Origin of the sequence: Luteimonas lutimaris, from assembly GCF_039537065.1 — a bacterium.
Classification (GTDB): Bacteria; Pseudomonadota; Gammaproteobacteria; order Xanthomonadales; family Xanthomonadaceae; genus Luteimonas; species Luteimonas lutimaris.
In genome coordinates, this window is the sequence record NZ_BAAAZU010000003.1 from 319,311 (window position 1) to 339,102 (window position 19,792).

Sequence of the window (19,792 nt, forward strand, 5' to 3'; positions counted from 1 at the left end):
TCGAAGCGGTGCGTCCGGCGGCAGCGGCCATGGCCGCGATGCCTGCCGGTCGCGGCCGTGGCCGCTCCCACAAGGAAGTGCCCGATGACTGCGCTGCGCGACGCCATCGACTACACCACGCTGGGCTGGGTCAAGCCGGAGCTCGACGAGACCCTGCGCCAGGCGCGGATCGAGATCGAAGGCTTCGTCGACGACCCCGCCGACACCAGCCGCATGCGTTTTTGCGCCAGCTACCTGCACCAGGTGCAGGGCACGCTGCGCATGGTCGAGCTGTACGCGCCGGCGATGGTCACCGAGGAAATGGAGCGCCTGGCGCAGGCGCTGCAGCACGGCGAGACCGCCGACCGCGACGCCGCCTGCGCGACGCTGATGCGCGGCGTGGTGCTGCTGCCCGACTACCTGGAGCGCCTGCAGAGCGGGCACAAGGACATTCCGATCGTCCTGCTGCCGCTGCTCAACGAACTGCGCGCCGCCCGCGGCGAGCAGGGGCTGAGCGAGAGCGTGCTGTTCGCGCCCGACCTGGCGCGGCCGCTGCCTTCGAACGTGCCCGCCGCCAACGGTCGCGCGCGCAGTACGGATGTGCTGCCGCTGCTCGAACGCCTGTCCATCGCCATCAACGAGTGGCCGCAGGACGGCGCACCGAAGGACTCCGCGGAGATCGGCGCGGCCATCGACGCGCTGTTCGTGCGCACCGGGCAGGACGAAACCCGGCGCATGCTGTGGGTCGCCGGCTCCGTGGCGACCGCCCTGCGCGACGGCGCGATAAAGCCCACGCCCGGCCTGCGCCAGGCCTTCGCCAGCGTGCAGCGCGAGGCGCGCCGCCAGTTCGAGGACGACGGTTTTGGCATCCCGCGCCCGGAGACCACGCTCGAACCGACCCGCCAGCTGCTCTACCACGTCGCCCACAGCGACGCGGCGCATCCGGCGCTGCAGGAGCTGCGCGAGACCTTCGACCTCGACGCTGCGCAGCCCACCGAAAGCGAGATCAGCCACGCCCAGGGCAGCCTGAGCGGACGCAACCGCGCGCTGCTCGACACCGTGTCCGCCGCGGTGAAGGAAGACCTGCTGCGGGTCAAGGACGTGCTCGACCTGCACCTGCGCACCAACGCCTCCAACGTCGGCGCGCTGCAGCCGCAGGTCGAGGCGCTGGGCCGCGTTGCCGATACCCTGGGCATGCTCGGCCTGGGCGTGGCGCGCAACGTGGTGCAGCAGCAGCGCGATGCGATGGACGCCATCGTCCGCGGCGACCGCGTCGCCGACGAAGGCGCGCTGCTCGACGTCGCCGGCGCGCTGCTCTACGTCGACGCCACGCTCGACGACCAGGTCGCGCGCCTGGGCGACAGCGATGCCGGCGCCGGCGGCAGCCAGGACGACCTGTTCTCGAACGAATCGCGCAAGGTGGTCGAAGTCATCGCCCGCGAGGCGATCGCCAACTTCGCCGACGCGCGCCAGGCCTTCGTCGCCTTCGTCGAAACCAGCTGGGACCACGGCGAACTGGTCGAAGTGCCGCGCCTGCTGCAGGAAGTCGCCGGCGCCATGGCGATGCTGGAGCTGCCACAGGCCGCCGCGTATCTCGCCGGCGTGCGCATGTATACCGAGGTCGAGCTGCTCGGCCGCAAGCGCGTGCCCAACGGCCGCCAGCTCGACACTTTCGCCGATGCGCTGGCGAGCCTGGAGTACTACCTCGAGGCGCTGCGCGAGAACCGCCTGAACCGCGAAAGCATCCTAGACATCGCCCGCGGCAGCCTCGAGTCGCTCGGCTACTGGCCGCTGCCCGACGTGCAGGCGCCCGCCGCGGAAGCGGACGAAGCGGCCCCGGTCGACGCGCAAGACCCATCGGCGCAGGCCGCCGACATCGACCGCAACGTTGCCGCCTTCATCGACCGCAGCCTCGACCAGGCGCGGGCGCCGCAGGCGGATTCCGCGTCCGCGGCGCCGGCGGCAGCCGTGAGCGGCGGTTTCGAGACCACCGGCGACGAAATCGACGACGAGATCCGCGAGGTGTTCCTCGAGGAATTCGGCGAGGAAATCGACAACCTCGACCGGATGCTGCCGGTCTGGCGCGAGAAGCCCGAGGACATGGAGCGCCTGCGCCCGATCCGGCGCGTGTTCCACACCCTCAAGGGCAGCGGCCGGCTGGTCGGCGCGCGCACGCTGGGCGAGTTCAGCTGGAAGGTCGAGAACATGCTCAACCGCGTGCTGGACGGCACGCGCGAAGCAAGCCCGGCCGTGATCGCGATGGTCGACCAGGCGTTCTTCACGCTGCCGCAGCTGCTGGCCGCGCTGCAGGGCACCGCATCCGTGCAGGCCGACCTGGAAGGCATGCAGGCGCTGGCCGACCGCATTGCCGGGGGCGAGGAAGTCTTCCCGGCGCCGGCCGTGCCGGCCGCCGCGGAGGCGGTGGCTGCCGAAACACCCGCTGCCGAAGCCGCCGAACCCGCGGCCGAAGGCGAGGGCACGCTGCCCGCGTCCGTGGACGCGCTGCTGCTGGAGATCCTCGACGCCGAGGTCACCGGCCACCTGGCGACCGTCGAAGACTGGCTGGTGCAGGCGCGCTCCGCGCCGATGCCGGCCACCGATGCGCTGATGCGCGCCATGCACACGATGAACGGCGCCTTCGCGATGACCGAAGTGCCGGCGATCACCGACGCGCTCAGCCCCGCAGAAGCCTACGTCCGGCGCCTGCTGGCCTCGCGCGGCGAGGCCGGCGACGACGCAGTCGCCGCGCTCGGCGAACTGGCTGGACTGATCCGCAGCACCGTCGCCGCCCTGCACGCACCCGCGCCGCAGGTCCCGGTCTGCGCCGCGCTTGCCGCGCGCCTGGCGGCCCTGCGCGACAGCCTGCCCGAAGCGGCCGCGCCGGTGGAAACGCCGGCCATCCCTGAATCCATCGAACCCGAGCCGGAAGACGGCATCGACGCCGGCGCGCAGCTGACTGCCAACGACCTCAGCGCCTACGGCGACCTGGCCCAGCCTGCCGAACCGGCAGACGATGCCGCGCGGATCGAAGCCGAACGCATCGAAGCCGAGCGCCTTGAAGCCAAACGTCTTGAGGCCGAACGTCTCGAGGCCGAACGTGCCGAAGCCGAACGCCTTGAAGCCGAACGTGCCGAAGCGGAACGTCTTGAAGCCGAGCGCGTCGAGGCCGAGCGCCTTGAAGCCGAACGTGTAGAGGCCGAGCGTCTCGAGGCCGAACGTGCCGAAGCCGAACGCCTTGAAGCCGAGCGTGCCGAAGCGGAACGTCTTGAAGCCGAGCGTCTCGAAGCCGAACGTGCAGAAGCCGAACGTGCCGAAGCCGAACGCCTTGAGGCCGAACGTGCGGAGGCAGAGCGCCTCGCGGCCGAACGCGCCGAGGCCGAGCGACTTGCAGCCGAGCGCGCGGAGACGGAACGCCTTGCTGCCGAACGTACCGAAGCCGAGCGCGCAGAGGCGGAGCGCCTCGCGGCCGAACGCGCCGAAGTCGAGCGACTTGAAGCCGAGCGCGCGGAGACGGAACGGCGCGCCGCCGAGCGTGCCGAAGCAGAACGCCTTGAAGCCGAACGTCTCGAGATCGAACGCATCGAGGCCGAACGCCTTGAAGCCGAGCGCATCGAGTTCGAGCGCATCGAGGCCGAACGCCTTGAAGCCGAGCGCATCGAGTTTGAGCGCTTGGAAGCGGAGCGCGTCGAAGCCGAACGTGCAGAGGCTGAGCGCGCCGAAGCCGAGCGTGCAGAGGCAGAACGCGTCGAAGCCGAGCGCGTCGAAGCCGAGCGTGCGGAAGCCGAGCGCGCCGAGGCCGAACGCCTTGAAGCCGAGCGTGCCGAAGCCGAACGCCTGGAAACCGAGCGCGCCGAAATCGAGCGCCTCGAAGCCGCGCGCGCCGCGGTCGAAAGGATGCCCGCCGCAGAAGACGCCGCCGAATCCGGCGCCGTCGTCGAATCGGACATCGCGCCGCATCACGCCGCGCACGCGGCGGAAGAAGACCCGGACGCCGCCTTCGAGATGGGCGAGCTCGATCCGGAGCTGGTCGACATCTTCGTCGAGGAAGCCAGCGACCTGCTCGACCATTCCGACGGCCTGCTCGCACAGCTGCGCGACAACCCCACCGAGCGCGAAACCCTGGTCGGCCTGCAGCGCGACCTGCACACGATCAAGGGCGGTGCGCGCATGGCCGGCGTCATGGCCGTGGGCGAACTCGGCCACGCCATGGAGTCGCTGCTCGAATCGGTGGTCGAACTGCGCGGCGAACTCGGCCACGACGGCATCCCGTTGCTCGAGCGCGGCTTCGACCGCCTGCACGCGATGGTCACGCGCGTCGGCGCGCGCCACGCCATCGGCGCATCCGAGACGCTGATCGAGGAGTTCAACGCACGCGCCCTCGGCCGGGCGGCGCCGGAAACCGCCGCCGCGGAGACAGGTGCGTCCGCCGCCGTTGCCGCGCCTGCGCCGCGCGTACAGGCCCCGGTTGTCGCACTGAAGCCGTTGTCCGCGCCGATCGGCGATACGCCGGTCACCGACGACGACGACATCAGCGTGCGCGCGCCGCAGGAGCAGGTGCGCATCCGTGCCGACCTGCTCGACCAGCTGGTCAACTACGCCGGCGAGGTGGCGATCTACCGCGCCCGCCTGGAACAGCAGCTGGGCGCGTTCCGCGGCGCGATGGGCGAGATGGAGCAGACCAACATGCGTCTGCGCGACCAGCTGCGCCGCCTGGACATCGAGACCGAAGCGCAGATCATCGCCCGCTACCAGCGCGAGCATGAAACCGTCGATGCCACCTTCGACCCGCTCGAGCTCGACCGCTTCTCCACCCTGCAGCAGCTCTCGCGCGCGCTGGGCGAGTCTGCAGCCGACATGTCGAGCCTGCAGGGCACGCTCGACGACCTGACCCGCCAGTACGAAACCCTGCTGCTGCAGCAGTCGCGCGTGAGCTCGGACCTGCAGCAGGGCCTGATGCGCACCCGCATGGTGCCGTTCGACGCGCTGGTGCCGCGCCTGCGCCGCGTGGTCCGCCAGGCCGCCGGCGAGACCGGCAAGCAGGTGCAGCTCAAGCTCGACGGCGCCCAGGGCGAACTCGACCGCAACGTGCTCGAGCACATGACCGCGCCGCTGGAGCACATGCTGCGCAACGCGGTCGCGCACGGGCTGGAAACCCCGCCGCAGCGCCGCAAGGCGAACAAGAACGAGGAAGGCACGGTCCGTATCTCGGTGCGCCGTGAAGGTTCGGAAGTGGTGCTGGAGATCGGCGACGATGGCCGCGGCCTGGATCGCGGGGCGATCCGCCGCCGCGGCGAGGAGCGCGGACTGATTGGCGCCAACGCGGTGCTGGCCGACAGCGACCTCGACGCGCTGATCTTCGAGCCCGGCTTCTCCACCGTCGACGAGGTCAGCCGCCTGGCCGGCCGCGGCGTCGGCATGGACGTGGTCGCGAGCGAAGTGCGCCAGCTTGGCGGCACTCTCGACATCGCCTCGCGCGCGGGCGAAGGCACCACCTTCACCCTGCGCCTGCCGCAGACGCTGGCGGTCACGCAGGCGGTGTTCGTCAAGATCGGCGAGACCAGCTTCGCGGTGCCGATCGCCTCGGTGCGCGGCGTTGGCCGCATCGCCCGCGAAGATTTCGCCAAGCCCGGCGCCAGCTACGGCTACGGCGGCGAGGACTACGCGGTGCACGACCTCGGCAGCCTGGTCGGACAGGGCATGGCGAAGGCCGAGGGCCAGCTGCAGATGCCGCTGCTGCTGATCCGCTCCGGCGACCTGCGCGCGGCGGTGGCGGTCGACCAGATCGTCGGCAGCCGCGAAATCGTGGTCAAGCCGGTGGGTCCGCAGGTGGCGTCGATCCCGGGCATCTTCGGCGCCACGATCATGGGCGACGGCTCGGTCGTGGTGATCCTGGACGTGGCCCCGCTCGCGCGTCGCCGCGCCGCGCAGCCGCGCGAGGTGGAACCGGCGCCGGTGGTCGAAACCCATCGCGTGCCGCTGGTGATGGTGGTCGACGACTCGATCACCATGCGCAAGGTCACCGGCCGCGTGCTGGAGCGCCACAACTTCGAGGTCGCCACCGCGAAGGACGGCATCGACGCGCTCGAACGCATGGAAGAACGCGTGCCCGACCTGATGCTGCTCGACATCGAGATGCCTCGCATGGACGGCTACGAGCTGGCCACGCAGATGAAGTCCGACCCGCGCCTGCGCAACGTGCCGATCGTGATGATCACCTCGCGTACCGGCGAGAAACATCGCCAGCGCGCCCTGGACATCGGCGTCGAACGCTACCTCGGCAAGCCGTACCAGGAGAACGAACTCGTGCGCAACGTCTACGAACTGCTCAACCTGCAGCCGCGCGACGATGAGTGAGCGCGACGCACCGCGGGTCGTGCTGCTGGCGCGCGCGGGCGATGCGCGCGACCGCCTCGGCGAGGCGCTGGCGCAGGCCGGTGCCGAGGTTGCACTGGTGGCCGATCCGGCTTCGGGCGACCCCCGCGAGGCCGTCGACAGCCATCCGCAGGCGGTGCTGGTGGCGCTGGAACCCGCGGTGGAGGCGGCGCTGGAGCGCTACGACGCGCTGCTGTCCGACCCCGCCATCGCGGTGATCTTCGAGGAGGCCGAACTGGCCGCGCAGCGCACCGGCTGGGACGCGGCGCGCTGGGTGCGCCACCTGTCCGCCAAGCTGCACCGCCACGACGACGTGCTGCCGCCGGGCGCCGACGAGGAAGGCGACCTGCAGCCTTCGCCCGGAGCGCTGCCGCCGCCGCGCGCCGCGGGCGGGCTGGACATCGCCCCGTTCGCCGAGCAGGCGCAGGCCCTTGCCGGCGAGGTGCCGCGTGACGAGGGCCTGGAGCCGGAGGTCCGGCTCGAACCGGAGGCCGCGGACGCGCTGTCGCTGGCCGACGACGCGCCCGCCGAAGCGGCGCCGGAACCCGAATACGACGTGGCCGGCGAACTGCCGCCGGCGGCGGAGGACCCCGGACTGGACGCGGAAGACCTGTCCGGCCTGTCCGAAGACAGCCTGACCTTCGAGGCGGTCGTCGACGACGATGCCGGATCTGGGCTGTCCGGAGACGATGCGGACGCGTCGCTGGAAATGGCGTCGTGGGACGCCGGCGATGGCGCACACGCCGACAATGACGTCGAACTGGTCGACGTCGACGCGCTGCTGGCTTCGATGCAGGCCGGCGGATCGGATGGCGACGCTGTCGCGGACGAGTCGCCGGACGCCGTCTCCTCCGATGATGCGCCCGCGCCGCCGTCGCCGCCGCGCACGGCAGCGGAAATCGATCTGGACGCCCTCGAAGCACGCGTGTCGTCGCTGTCGCTGGCCGACGTTGACAGCTATGGGCACGGCCCGGAGCGCGGCGCGGTCCTGGTCGAGGGCGGGCTCGGCGGACCTGACGCCGTGCGCCAACTGCTGGCCGCGATCCCGGAGGGCTTCCCGCGCCCGGTACTCGTGCGGCTGCAGCTGGACGGCGGCCGCTACGATCGCCTGGTCAAGCAGATGGCGCGTGCGGCGCAGGTCCCGGTCGCCCTGGCCGAAGCCGGCCACGCCGCAGAGGCCGGTACCGTCTACTTCATTCCGCCGGATATTTCGCTGGAGCGGGATCGTTCCCGGCTGGTATTCGTCGCCGACGAAAGTCGCTCGAAGCCGCTGCTCGACGCGCTGCCGCCCGCCGACAGCGCGCTGCTGCTGTTGAGCGGCAGCAGCGTGGACAGCGTCGGCGCGGGCATGGCGCAGGTCGCGTCGGGCCTGCTGGTGGCCGGGCAGGCGCTCGACGGCTGCTACGACCCGGCCGCGTCCACCGCACTGATCGCGCACGGCGCCGCCACGGCGATGCCGGCGGAGCTGGCCGGGCAACTTGCCGCGCGCTGGCCGTCCTGAGACCGAGGCAAGCATGAACACACAGAGCCAGAACGCAGCCGTCCAGGACGTCCGCGGCGTGCTGATCCAGATCGAGGGCGTGCGCCTGCTGCTGCCCAACGCGACCATCGCCGAAGTGCTGTCCTACGCCGATCCGGAGCCGGTCGAAAATGCACCGGCCTGGCTGCTGGGCCGGATCCGCTGGCGCGGCTGGCAGCTGCCGCTGGTGTCGTTCGCGCGCATCGCCGGCCTGGCCGAGGAGCAGGGCGGCCTGGGCAGCAAGGTCGCCGTGCTCAAGGCGCTGGGTGGCGACGAAAAACTCCCGCATTTCGCGATGCTGACCCAGGGCTTCCCGCGTCTGGTCACGGTGTCGCGCGAGACGCTGGTGGCGGATGCCAGTGACAACGGCGAACTGCCCAACGGCGTGCGCGCGCGCGTGCTGCTCAACGACGACGTCGCGCTGGTCCCCGATATCGGGGTGGTCGAGGCCTCCCTGCACGAAGCACTGGCCGCCTGACCCGCAGGCCCCCAGCGGCGGCAATAGCAGCCATCAACCCCATGGTCTCTGTGGGAGCGGCCATGGCCGCGATGCCCTTGAGGCGCGAACTGCTGAACCCTGGCCCGGCCCGTTCCGCGCCGACCGCGCCTACAGATCCCCGAACCGCGCCTGCAGCGCTGCGATCGCCGCCATGCCTGCCGTTTCCGTGCGCAGGATGCGCGGACCCAGTCGCAGGCCGCCGAAGCCGCCGCCTTCCAGCGTCGCGCGGTCGCGTGGCGACCAGCCGCCCTCGGGGCCGGTCGCCAGGACCAGCGGGCGTGCGCCGGGTGCAGGCAGCGTCGCGATGCCGGCCGCCGCCTCCGGGTCCAGGGTCAGGCGCAGACTGTCGCCGGGCAGCGCGGCCAGCGCCGCGGCCAGCGGCCGGGGCGAGGCAACGTCGGGCACCCGCGCGCGCCCGCTCTGTTCGCAGGCCGACACCACCACGCTGCGCCAGTGCGCGAGCCGCTTGGCGGCGCGCTCGCCTTCCAGCCGGACCTCGCTGCGCTCCGAGCTGACCGGCACGAAGCCGGCCACGCCCAATTCGGTCGCTTTCTGCAGGATCCAGTCCATCTTTTCGCCGCGCGCGATGCCCTGCAGCAGGACGATGCGCAGCGGCGATTCGTTGTCGACCGCGCGCACGCCGGTGACCTCGGCCTCACCGCCGCGCTTGTCGGCGACGACGATGCGCGCGTCGTAATCGTGGCCGTCGCCGTTGAACAGCACGCAGCCGTCGCCGACGCCCAGCCGCAGCACCCGCAGCAGGTGCGCCGCGGCGCCCTCCGGCAGCGCCACCCGCGCGCCGACCGCCAGCGCCGCATCGACGTGGGCGCGGTTCACGCGCATGGCAAAGTCTCTTTGTTGCCACCGATCAACGCGGATGCACGCGGACGAGGCAGGGCAAAACGAAAGGTGATGGCGTTGTTCTTCACTGGTTCCCCCGCTTTATCCGTATCAATCCGCGTCAATCCGTGGCCAATCAACAACCGGCCGGCTGCCGTTTCAGGCAGCCCCGGCCGCCTCGATTGCCGCGCGCGTGGCGTCTGCCAGCAGGGCGAGCTGGTCGTCGTCGATGCAGTACGGCGGCATCCAGTACAGCACGTCGCCCAGCGGCCGCAGCAGTACGCCGCGGTCGAGCGCGGCGCGGTACATGCGCGGGCCGCGGAGGTTGGCGATTTCCACCGCATTGCCATCCTCGCGGGCGCCGGGCTCGGGGTGCAGTTCGATCGCGAGGATCATCCCGGCCTGGCGCACGTCCGCGACCAGTGGATGGTTCGCGAACGGCGTGGCCAGCTGCGCCATCTTCGCCGCGGTCTCGCGGTTGCGCGCGAGCACGTTGTCGCTGTCGAAGATATCGAGCGAGGCGAGCGCCGCGGCGCAGGCCAGCGGGTTGCCGGAATAGCTGTGCGAGTGCAGGAAGGCGCGCTCGCGCGAGTCGTCGAGGAAGCCGTCGTAGATCGCCTGCGTGGCCAGCACCGCGCACAGCGGCAGGAAGCCGCCGGTCAGGCCCTTCGACAGGCACAGCAGGTCCGGCTGGATGCCTGCCTGCTCGCAGGCGAACATCGTGCCGGTGCGGCCGAAGCCGACCGCGATTTCGTCGGCGATCAGGAACACGCCGTGCACGTCGCACAGCTCGCGTACGCGCCTGAGGTACACCGGGTCGTGCATGCGCATGCCGCCGGCGCACTGCACGCGCGGCTCCAGGATCAGCGCGCAGACCTCGCCGGCGTGCTCGTCGAGCAGGTGCGCCAGCGCGTCCGCGGCTTCCTCCGCGCAGGCTGCGGGCGACTGGCCCGGACGCGCGTTGAAGGCATCGGGCGAGGGCGCGAACAGCGGTTCCAGCAGCAGCGGCGCATAGACGCGGCGGTACAGCGGGATGTCGCCCACCGACAGCGCGCCGATCGTCTCGCCGTGGTAGCTGTTGTGCAGCGAGACGAAGCGCGTGCGCCGCGGCTCGTCGCCGCGGTTGCGGAACCAGTGGAAGGCCATCTTCAGCGCCACCTCGACGCCGGCCGAGCCGTTGTCGGCATAGAACACCTTGGCCAGCGGATCGCGCCCGTCCTGGCGCGGCGCGATCGCGAGCAGGCGCTCGGCCAGTTCCACCGCCGGCGGATGCGAGCAGCCGGCCAGGATCACCTGTTCCAGCGTGCGCGCCTGCCGCGCGACGGCCTCGGCGATGCGCGGCTCGGCGTGGCCGAACAGGTTGGTCCACCAGCTGCTCACCGCGTCCAGCGTGCGGCTGCCGTCGTGGCCGACCAGCCAGGCGCCCTCGCCGCGCGCCACCGGCAGCAGCGGCAGGGCGTCGCCGTGGCGGCCGTCCGCCGCCGCGCCATGGGAGAGGTGTTCGCGCATCTGCGTGCAGGGATGCCAGAGCACGGCCAGGTCGCGCGAACGCCAGCGATCGGCCTCGTTTAGAATCGACGCATCGTGAGCCTTTGCATTCATTCCCCCATTATCGCGCGCCCGGCGCCGTCCCGTGCCGCCGGAGCGCGGCGATGACGCGCCGCCTGCCGATCATCCACGGCATCACCGAGCACGACGCCGGGCCCTACCGCATGGAGCGGCTGGACCTGGAATTCGGCAACGGCGAGCGCCGCCGCTACGAACGCCTGCACGGCCGCGGTCACGGCGCGGTGGCGGTGGTGCCGATGCTCGACGACGAGACCGTGCTGCTGGTGCGCGAATACGCCGCCGGCGTGCACCGCTACGAGCTGGGCCTGGTCAAGGGCCGCATCGACGCCGGCGAAACGCCCGAGCACGCCGCCAACCGCGAGCTGATGGAAGAGGCCGGCTACGGCGCCAAATCGGTGCAGGTGCTGCGCTCGCTGACCCTCGCGCCGACCTACATGAGCCACCAGACCCACCTGGTGCTTGCGCGCGACCTGTACCCGAAGCGCCTGCCCGGCGATGAACCCGAGGAGCTCGACGTGGTGCCATGGAAACTCGATGCGTTGCATGAACTGATCCTGCGCGAGGATTTTTCCGAAGGACGGTCCATCGCCGCGCTGTTCATCGCGCGCGAATACCTGCAGCGCCATGCCGGTCGCTGAGGCCCTGCGCGAGGGCGTCATCGCCGCCGCGCGCGAAGCCGCGGCCGAGATCCTGCGCGTCTACGACACCTGCTTCGAAGTCGACCACAAGGCCGACGACAGCCCGCTCACCGCCGCCGACCTCGCCGCGCACCGCTGCATCCTCGCGCGGCTGCAAACGCTGACGCCGGACATCCCGGTGCTGTCGGAGGAATCGGCCGACACCATCCCCACCGGCGTGCGGCGGTCGTGGAACCGGCTGTGGGTGGTCGACCCGCTCGACGGCACCCGCGAATTCGTCAAGCGCAACGGCGAGTTCACGGTCAACATCGCCCTGGTCGAAGGCGGCGAAGTCGTGTTCGGCGTGATCCAGGCGCCGGTGACCGGCGTGCTGTGGCACGGTGCGCGCGGGCAGGGCGCGTTCCGGCGCGACGGTGATGCAGAGCGTGCGCTGCACACGCGCATCCCGGCACGGGCGCCGCTGCGGGTGGCCGCCAGCCGTTCGCACCGCAATGCGCGCACCGAGTCCCTGCTGGACCGCATCGCCGCGGAAACCGGCGCCGCCGGCGAACCGGTGGCGCTGGGGTCGTCGCTGAAGTTCTGCCGCCTGGCCGAAGGCGGCATGGACGTGTATCCGCGCTTCGGTCCGACCAGCGAGTGGGACACCGCGGCCGGGCAGGCGATCGTCGAGGCCGCCGGCGGCGCCGTGCTCGACCCGCGAGGCCGCCCGCTGCGCTACAACCAGCGCGACACGGTGCTCAACGGGGATTTCATGGCGCTGGGTGATCCGTCGCTGCCGTGGAAAGAGTGGGTAGGCGATCGCGCATGACCCGTGGTGCGCGCAGCGGATGCCACTGCGCGTCATCCTTCCGGTGATGGAGGGAACGGAAATACCGTCATTCACGCGAAAGCGGGAACCCGGCGACTTTGCAGTGGCGCATGCGGCCCGGCAAGCCGAAGCCACTGGATTCCCGCCTTCGGGGGACGATTCCAAGGTGCTGGCCGTGCCGGCTGGCGCCACCCCGCGTCCCCGCCCCCTCGACATGCCACCCGCCCGGAACCATCAGTGACCAATCCGACTTCCAGCATCCAGCGCCTGCTCGACATCATGGCCCGCCTGCGCGACCGCGACACCGGCTGCCCGTGGGACGTCGAGCAGACCTTCGCCACCATCGCGCCGTACACGATCGAGGAAGCCTACGAAGTCGCCGACGCCATCGACCGCGACGACCTGCCGGCGCTGAAGGACGAACTGGGCGACCTGCTGCTGCAGGTGGTGTTCCACGCGCAGATGGCGAGCGAGCAGGGCGCGTTCGGCTTCGACGACGTGGCCACGGCGATCTCGGACAAGATGGTCCGCCGCCATCCGCACGTGTTCGGCGACCGCGCGCGCGGTGACGCGGATGGCGTGCGCCGCAGCTGGGAGGAGATCAAGCGCGCCGAGCGCGTGGACGCCGGTGACGCGGACGATTCCGCGCTGGCCGGCATCGCCCGCGGCCTGCCCGAATGGCAGCGCGCGGTGAAGTTGCAGGCGCGCGCGGCGCGGGTGGGCTTCGACTGGCCCGGGCCTGCGCCGGTGATCGACAAGCTGCACGAGGAAATCCGCGAGGTGGAGGTGGAGTTCGCCGCGCTGGCCGATGCGCCGGACGATGCCGCCGTGCACGAGCGGCTGGAGGACGAACTGGGCGACGTGCTGTTCGTCTGCGCCAACCTGGCGCGGCATGCGAAGGTCGACGTCGGCAGCGCGCTGCGGCGTGCGAACGCGAAGTTCGAGCGCCGGTTCCGGGCGATGGAGCGGCTGGCGAAGACCGACGGCGTGCGCATGCAGGACCTGCCGCTGGAGGCGCAGGAGGCGTACTGGATACGGGCCAAGCGCGAAGAAAAGGCGCCCGGGACCGGGGCGTCGCCGCCGCCGGTGGAAGGCGATCGATGAAGACCCTGCTGCTGTTCGTCGCCACCGCGCTGGCCGAGATCATCGGCTGCTACCTGCCGTACCTGTGGTTGCGCAAGGCCGGCAGCGCGTGGCTGCTGCTGCCGGCCGCGATCGCGCTGGCGGCGTTCGTCTGGCTGCTGACCCTGCACCCCACGGCGTCCGGCCGCGTGTATGCCGCGTATGGCGGGGTCTACGTCACCGTCGCCATCGGCTGGCTGTGGATCGTGGACGCGGTGCGGCCGACGCGCTGGGACCTGCTGGGCGCGCTTTTGTGCGTATGTGGCATGCTGGTCATCATGCTGTCACCCAGGCCCGTGTGACCGGAGGAAGATCGTGAGCAGCTTCGCCAGTTTCCGCGAGTTCTACCCGTTCTACCTGAGCGAACACGCCAACCGCACTTCGCGGCGGCTGCACTTCATCGGCAGCTGCGGCGTGCTGGCGCTGGTCGTCGTGGCAATCACCACCGGCAATGCATGGTGGATACTCGGTGCGCTGCTGTGCGGCTACGGCTTCGCCTGGGTCGGGCACTTCTTCTTCGAGAAGAACCGGCCGGCGACGTTCAAGCACCCGTTCTATTCGTTTGCCGGGGATTGGGTGATGTTCAAGGACATCCTGACTGGCCGCATCCGCTTCTAGGCGAAACCACGGTTGTTCGCCTCCGCAAGCCGCGCGCGCGGCATTCGTCGCTGTCGGGTGCCGGGATTCGTGGGAGGCGGGGTGATGTTCAAAAACATCCTGACTGGCCGCATCCGCTTCTAGGCGAAACCACGGTTGTTCGCCTCCGCAAGCCGCGCGCGCGGCATTCGTCGCTGTCGGGTGCCGGGATTCGTGGAGGGCGGGGTGATGTTCAAGGACATCCTGACTGGCCGCATCGGCTTCTGAAACATCCGAAAGCACTCTTGCCACGGATGGCGCGGATGACGCCGATGAAGCAAAGCCGATAAAACAAAAGGGAATGCCCTCCCGCCGTCTTCGCGCGCGCCGGGAAGCGAGAGAAGCGCCGCGCATCGAGTGGCACTGCTGGACAGCACGGCGCTACGCCATGACGCCTTCGTCTTGTCCGCGTTCATCCGCGCCATCCGTGGCAAAAATTACTTCGCCGGATCCCGGGGCACCCAGCCACTCGCGGACGCGCGCTCGTCCCCGGTTGGGAAGAACCTGAAGCTGGCGCCGCGAACCGCTCAGTCCATGAAGATCAGCCACGCCGCGACCGCGATCAGGGCGAAGCCGGCCCAGTGGTTCCACTTCAGCGACTGCCCCAGGTAGCTCGTCGAGAACACCGCGAACACCACCAGCGTGATCACCTCCTGCATGCCCTTGAGCTGCGGCGCCGAGTAGACCGCGCTGCCCCAGCGGTTGGCCGGCACCTGCAACGCGTATTCGAAGAAGGCGATGCCCCAGCTGGCCAGGATCACGACCAGCAACGGCGAGGCCTTGTACTTGAGGTGCCCGTACCAGGCGAAAGTCATGAAGACGTTGGAGCCCAGCAGCAGGACGACAGGCAGGGCGCGTTCGACGAGGGGCGACATGGGGCGGGGCCGGCAGTGGCGGGACGCCAGCCTAGCGCCCGCCACCCGCCCGTGTCGTGCCCGTCGCGCGGCCGGTCAGCGCATCTCCAGCCCGAGCGCGTCCGCGATCGCTTTCCAGGACACGTACTTGTAGTTCTGGTTCTCCACCGGCATCACGTTGCGCCCGTCCTGGGCGATCATTGCGCCGTGTTCGAAGCCGGGGCCGAGGTTGCGGCTGGTGACTTCCAGCCCGTCGGTTTCGGAGATGCCGTCGATGCCGCGCACCGGGTCGGCGACCACGGCGAACGAGCCGACGTACGCCTGCTCCCCCTCCAACCGGTAGACCGCGTAGGTGTCGTTGCCCTGGCTCGACGCGACGATGTAGCCGCGGCCTTCGCCCAGGTGGTAGATGCCCATGCCCTCGAGGTCGTCGCGGATCGCCGGGTTGTCCTCGATGCGCTCGACCGCGACTTTGGCGTCACCGCCGTCGGGTTCTGCTGACATGCGCCACATCGCCACGTCTTCCTCGTTGACGTACAGCGTGCCGGCGTCGTCGTCGACCACGCATCCTTCGGTCTGCGACTCGAAGCGCATCTCCCGGACCAGCTCGGCACGGACGCGGCCGTTGCCGGTGTCGGCCAGACGCCACTGGCGCTTGCCGGTGTCGTCGCCGTTGATGAACACGTACATCGCCCCGTCGCGCGGGCTGCGGTACATGCACAGCCCGTAGGGATCGTCGAAGCCGGTCGGCTGCACGCCGTCGGCCACGTCCACCAGCCGGCGCGCGGCGGTATCGAGGCGGTAGATCGCGATGCTGTCGTCGGTGCGGTTGCTGGCGGTGACCAGCACCACTTTCTCGCCGCCCAGTTCGAAGCCTTCGCGCAGGTCGACGTTGTTCATCTTGCCGTCGGGCAGGAACTGCACGACCTGGCCCTGCATGTCGTAAACGTACAGGCCGGCCTTCTTGTCGGTGGCGATCACCAGGCTGGCTGCCGGGTCGTCGGGATTGGCCCAGATCGCCGGGTCGTCAGCGGCGTCGCCGAAGCTGGACATGGGCGTGGTTTCCACCAGCGCGGTGACGGTGGGGACCGTGGCCGGCGATGCCGCGGCGGTCGCGTTGCCCGGATCGAGGCCGAGCGCACGGGCGATGTCGGCGATCGCCACCAGCTTGGTGTCGGCGGCGTCCTCGTCGACCACCAGCAGCGCGCCGTGCGGGAACGACTTGCCCAGCGGCAGGCCGGTGGCGGCAAGCAGGCCGGGTTCTTCAACCGTGCCGCCGTCCGGCGCCGCAACGGCGAACGCCCCCAGCCATGCATCGTCGCGGTCGCGATCGTAGACGTTCACGCGCCCGGCGCTGGCGTCCCCGGCCAGCAGCCAGCGGCTGCCGTCGCCGCCGTCGTACAGCGCCACCCCGGAGACCTCCTCCTCGATATGGCCCAGCCGCGGGGCGTCGACCACCCGGGCTTCGGTGTCGGCCTCGGCGTCGGCGTTGAAGCGCCAGATGCCGACGGCTTCCTCGGACACGTAGACGTGCCCCGCCGCATCCGCGACGCATTGCGAGAGGGGCGAGGGCAGGTGGATGCGGCGCACCTGGCGCGCGTCGAGCCTGCCGTCGGCGGTGGCGTGGATGACCTGCTGGTCGATCTCGCCGCCGTCGCCGACGATGAACGCCTGCAGCGCGCCGTCCTGCGGGCTGCGGAACAGGCAGATGCCCTCCGCGGCGAAACCCAGCGGGATCGGCCGCGCGCCGGCCTCGGCCAGGCGGTCGTTGGCGAAGGTGTACAGGCGCAGGAAATGACCGGTCTCGTCCACCGCCGCGACCACCGTCGTGCTGCGCTCGCCGATCGTCACGCCCGGCATGGCGTCCACCGCCGCGGCTTCGCCGGCCGGCACCGTGGCCAGCCGCTTGCCGGACAGGTCGCTGATTTCAAGGCCGTCGAGTGCGGCGGTGGCGATGATGCGGCTTGCGCCGGGCCGGGCGTCGTTGCGCACGATCGCCGCGTCGTTGTTCTCGCCGCTGGCGGTGCGCTGGGTGCTGGCGGTCGCCTGGACGGTCGGGACCTGGACGTCCTGGGCGCCTGCCTGTCCGCCCGGCAGGGCGAGCGCCACGGCCACGGCCATGACGGTGATGGTCGATCGATGGCGGGAACTCAATTTGTCATCTCCGGTTGCTTGAATGTGCCGGCTAGCCGTGTGGGGACATTCACACAGGGTCTTGGATTTTGCAAGAGAAATTCCAAATGTGTTGCATTCTGGAATTTTCATTCGTAATCTCCGGGCACGGCCACCCGATCCGGGCGCCCTTGCCTGGCCGGTGGCAGCTGTCCTCGGGAGGGACTGCACCATGCGACAGATCCATCGCAATGCATTGACGGCAATCATTCTGAGCAACCTCGCTCTCATGTCCGGACAGCTGCAGGCCCAGGACAGTGCGGACCCACCGCCGGCGGGGCAGGCACCGCAGGTCACCGAGCTGGACCGGGTCCAGGTCACAGGGCGCCGCGCGGCCGATCGCGCGGCCATCGACGACAAGCGCTACGCGGACGGGCAGGTCGACGCGATCCGTTCCGACGACGTCGGCCGGCTGCCCGACCAGAACGTGGCCGAGGCGGTCCGCCGGCTGCCGGGCATCTCCACCGTCAACGACCAGGGCGAGGGACGCTACCTCACGGTGCGCGGCATCTCGCCGGACCTGCTCAACGTCACCCTCAACGGCCAGACCTCGCCGGCGCCGGAACCGGACGGCCGCCAGGTCAAGCTCGACGACATTCCCTCGGGCCTGATCGGCGCGGTGATCGTGTCCAAGACGCTGACGCCGGACATGGACGCCAACTCCATCGCCGGCATGGTCAACATCGAAACACTCAGCGCGTTCGACCGCCAGGGTACGTTCGGCACCGCCAGCGCGGCCTACGGCTACAACGACATCAACAGCGAGCATCCCTACGAGTTCGACGGCTCGTTCGGCGGGCGCTTCGGTCCCGACAAGCAGTTCGGCGCGGTGTTCGCGCTCAACCACTCGGACCGCAAGATCGGCAGCCAGAACATCCAGAACGCGGGCGACTGGATCGAGGTCGACGGCCAGTTCGTGCCCGAAGGGCTGGACATGCGCCAGTACAACACCCATCGCCAGCGCACCGGCGCGGTCGCCAACTTCGACTGGCGTCCCAACGACGACACCAGCCTGTTCCTGCGCCTGCTGTACTCCAAGTACGAGGACTCCGAGACACGCGACCTCCTTGCGATCGAGTTCGACGAGGACGGGATCTCGCCCACCGACGCGCGCAGCGGCACCTTCAGCGACGCCGAGGCGCTGCGTGCACTGCGCACGCGGTCGGAGAACACCAGTACGCTGACCGCTTCGACCGGTGGCGAGTTCGAGTTCGAGGGAGATCGCAAGCTCAACGCCGAGGTCACCTGGTCGCGCGCCGACAAGCGCGATCCGCACCGCGACGAATGGGGCTTCGTGCAGGGCGACATCACCGGCAGTTACCTGCTGGGCAGCGATACCTACACCGTCACCCCGGACGGCCTCGACGCGTACGATCCGTCGCTGTTCGAACCCGATTTCTGGGAGCCTGAATCGCGCCACGCAGTCGAGGACCTGTACCAGGCGCGGCTGGACTACCTGATGCCGATGTCGATCGGCGACGGTTCCGACCTGCAGTTCGGCGTGAAATACCTGCACCGCAAGAAGACCGCCGACGAGAACGGTCGCGCCTACGAATACGACGACGGCCCGATGACGCTGGCCGACGTGCTCGGCAAGCCCATGGGCTCGATATTCGGCAACCGTTACTTCATCGGTCCGACGATCTCCAGCCCGGCGGCGAATGCCTATTTCGATGCGCACGGCGGCGAGTTCGAGGAAGACGATGAGGGCACTCTCTCGGCGACGCTGGCCGGCGACTACCGCATCACCGAGAAGATCACTGCCGGCTACATCATGGGCCGCCTGCGCTTCGGCGACCTGACCGTGATCCCCGGCGTGCGCGTCGAGCATACCCAGGGCGACTACGCCGCCCACGGCTTCGACGTCGAGGAGGCGTCCCTCGACCAGGACTTCAACACGTTCGGTTCGCGCAGTTACACCGACTGGTTCCCCGGCGTGAACTTCCGCTACGACGCCGGCGAGAACCTGGTGTTCCGCGCCGCCGCCACGCGCGCGATCGGCCGGCCCAACTACGAGTCGCTCGCGCCGTTCGTGCAGGTCGAGGACGCCGGCAGCGCCGAGCCCGAGGTCACGATGGGCAATCCCGACCTTACCCCGCTGATGTCGACCAACCTCGACCTGTCGGTCGAGTACTACGTGGGCAATCGCGGCCTGCTGTCGGCGGCGGTGTTCCACAAGCAGATCAAGAACCCGATCTACGAAGTCACCCGCGACGGTCAGGACGGCGTGTTCGGCGGCCTGCCGCTGACCAACGCGGAGGTCGGCACCTGGACCAATGCCGACAAGGCCACGGTGAAGGGCCTGGAACTCAACGCGCAGTACGAGCTGAGCTTCCTGCCGTCGCCGCTGGACGGGTTCAGCGTCGGCGCCAACATGACCTGGGTCGATTCCGAGGCACAAGGCCTGCCCGGTCGTTCGGACAGGGTGCCGCTGCTCAACCAGTCCGACCGGGTCGCCTCGGCACAGATCAGCTACGAGAAATACGGGTTCGCGGCGCGCATCGCCTACACCTATCGGTCGGCGATGCTGCTGGAGGTCAACGAGGAGGAGCGCGAAGGGGACATCTATGTCGACTCGCTCAAGCAGTGGGACGCGCGCGTGAGCTATGCCTTCAACCCTCTCGTGACCGTATTCCTGGAAGGCAGCAACCTCAACGACGCGGCCATGCGCACCTACATGGGCTACCGCAATCGCATGGCCGAGAAGGAAATCTACGGCTGGACCGCGCGCATGGGTATCCAGCTCAAGTTCTGACCCTGGCGTCGACACGATGGTGATCCCGA

General features: G+C 70.0%; 13 protein-coding genes and 2 pseudogenes. 10 read left to right on the forward strand and 5 right to left on the reverse strand.

Annotation, left to right across the window (positions count from 1 at the left end; genetic code table 11):
• Window positions 1–84 precede the first annotated feature (84 nt).
• Window positions 85–2,277, forward strand: a pseudogene (locus tag ABD679_RS15600) (FimL-related protein); the annotation flags it as partial.
• A gap of 670 nt (window positions 2,278–2,947) precedes the next feature.
• On the opposite strand, the gene ABD679_RS15605 reads toward ABD679_RS15600, so the two are convergent.
• A complete protein-coding gene (locus tag ABD679_RS15605; RefSeq protein WP_425561841.1) occupies window positions 2,948–4,066 on the reverse strand; it encodes a pentapeptide repeat-containing protein in 1,119 nt (372 codons plus the stop codon).
• On the opposite strand from ABD679_RS15605, the pseudogene ABD679_RS15610 reads away from it, so the two are divergent.
• The 3 genes and pseudogenes from ABD679_RS15610 to ABD679_RS03525 form a co-directional block, all read left to right on the forward strand.
• Window positions 4,012–6,333: pseudogene (locus tag ABD679_RS15610) on the forward strand (response regulator); the annotation flags it as partial. The gene ABD679_RS15605 and the pseudogene ABD679_RS15610 sit on opposite strands and share 55 nt — an antisense overlap.
• A complete protein-coding gene (locus ABD679_RS03520) occupies window positions 6,326–7,852 on the forward strand; it encodes a chemotaxis protein CheB (RefSeq protein WP_344758549.1) in 1,527 nt (508 codons plus the stop codon). The pseudogene ABD679_RS15610 and the gene ABD679_RS03520, both read left to right, overlap by 8 nt.
• A gap of 13 nt (window positions 7,853–7,865) precedes the next feature.
• Window positions 7,866–8,348 carry a chemotaxis protein CheW gene (locus ABD679_RS03525; protein WP_344758550.1) on the forward strand — a complete coding sequence of 161 codons (483 nt, stop codon included), beginning with the start codon at window positions 7,866–7,868 and terminating at the stop codon, window positions 8,346–8,348.
• A 129-nt stretch (window positions 8,349–8,477) separates the two neighbouring features.
• Here the strand turns inward: ABD679_RS03525 and ABD679_RS03530 are convergent, their stop codons facing one another.
• Window positions 8,478–9,212, reverse strand: coding sequence for a 16S rRNA (uracil(1498)-N(3))-methyltransferase (locus ABD679_RS03530; RefSeq protein ID WP_344758551.1), 735 nt, complete (start codon window positions 9,210–9,212; stop codon window positions 8,478–8,480).
• A gap of 156 nt (window positions 9,213–9,368) precedes the next feature.
• Window positions 9,369–10,811 carry an adenosylmethionine--8-amino-7-oxononanoate transaminase gene (gene bioA, locus ABD679_RS03535; RefSeq protein WP_344758552.1) on the reverse strand — a complete coding sequence of 481 codons (1,443 nt, stop codon included), beginning with the start codon at window positions 10,809–10,811 and terminating at the stop codon, window positions 9,369–9,371.
• 50 nt (window positions 10,812–10,861) lie between these two features.
• Here bioA and nudE point away from each other — a divergent pair, with 50 nt between their 5' ends.
• The 5 genes from nudE (at window position 10,862) to ABD679_RS03560 (ending at window position 13,964) form a co-directional block, all read left to right on the forward strand.
• On the forward strand, window positions 10,862–11,416 hold the full coding sequence (gene nudE, locus ABD679_RS03540) for an ADP compounds hydrolase NudE (protein WP_344758553.1): 555 nt from the start codon (window positions 10,862–10,864) through the stop codon (window positions 11,414–11,416).
• Window positions 11,403–12,224 carry a 3'(2'),5'-bisphosphate nucleotidase CysQ gene (gene cysQ / locus ABD679_RS03545; protein ID WP_344758554.1) on the forward strand — a complete coding sequence of 274 codons (822 nt, stop codon included), beginning with the start codon at window positions 11,403–11,405 and terminating at the stop codon, window positions 12,222–12,224. Before nudE ends, cysQ begins: the two co-directional genes overlap by 14 nt.
• A 279-nt stretch (window positions 12,225–12,503) precedes the next feature.
• Window positions 12,504–13,328, forward strand: a complete 825-nt coding sequence (mazG, locus tag ABD679_RS03550) for a nucleoside triphosphate pyrophosphohydrolase (RefSeq protein ID WP_344758692.1) — start codon at window positions 12,504–12,506, stop codon at window positions 13,326–13,328.
• The gene (locus ABD679_RS03555) at window positions 13,325–13,648 is read left to right on the forward strand and encodes a YnfA family protein (protein WP_344758555.1); all 324 of its coding nucleotides are present in this window, start codon (window positions 13,325–13,327) and stop codon (window positions 13,646–13,648) included. Before mazG ends, ABD679_RS03555 begins: the two co-directional genes overlap by 4 nt.
• Window positions 13,649–13,661: 13 nt before the next feature.
• Complete coding sequence (locus ABD679_RS03560) at window positions 13,662–13,964, forward strand: Mpo1-like protein (protein WP_344758556.1); 303 nt, start codon at window positions 13,662–13,664, stop codon at window positions 13,962–13,964.
• A 545-nt stretch (window positions 13,965–14,509) separates the two neighbouring features.
• On the opposite strand, the gene ABD679_RS03565 is transcribed toward ABD679_RS03560, so the two are convergent.
• Together ABD679_RS03565 and ABD679_RS03570 are read right to left on the reverse strand one after the other, a co-directional pair.
• Entirely contained in the window at window positions 14,510–14,857 is a 348-nt protein-coding gene (locus tag ABD679_RS03565) for a DMT family protein (RefSeq protein WP_344758557.1), read from the reverse strand.
• A 75-nt stretch (window positions 14,858–14,932) separates the two neighbouring features.
• On the reverse strand, window positions 14,933–16,990 hold the full coding sequence (locus ABD679_RS03570) for a phytase (RefSeq protein ID WP_344758558.1): 2,058 nt from the start codon (window positions 16,988–16,990) through the stop codon (window positions 14,933–14,935).
• 190 nt (window positions 16,991–17,180) lie between these two features.
• Between ABD679_RS03570 and ABD679_RS03575 the strand changes: the two genes are divergently transcribed.
• A complete protein-coding gene (locus tag ABD679_RS03575; protein ID WP_344758559.1) occupies window positions 17,181–19,763 on the forward strand; it encodes a TonB-dependent receptor in 2,583 nt (860 codons plus the stop codon).
• Window positions 19,764–19,792: the final 29 nt, after the last annotated feature.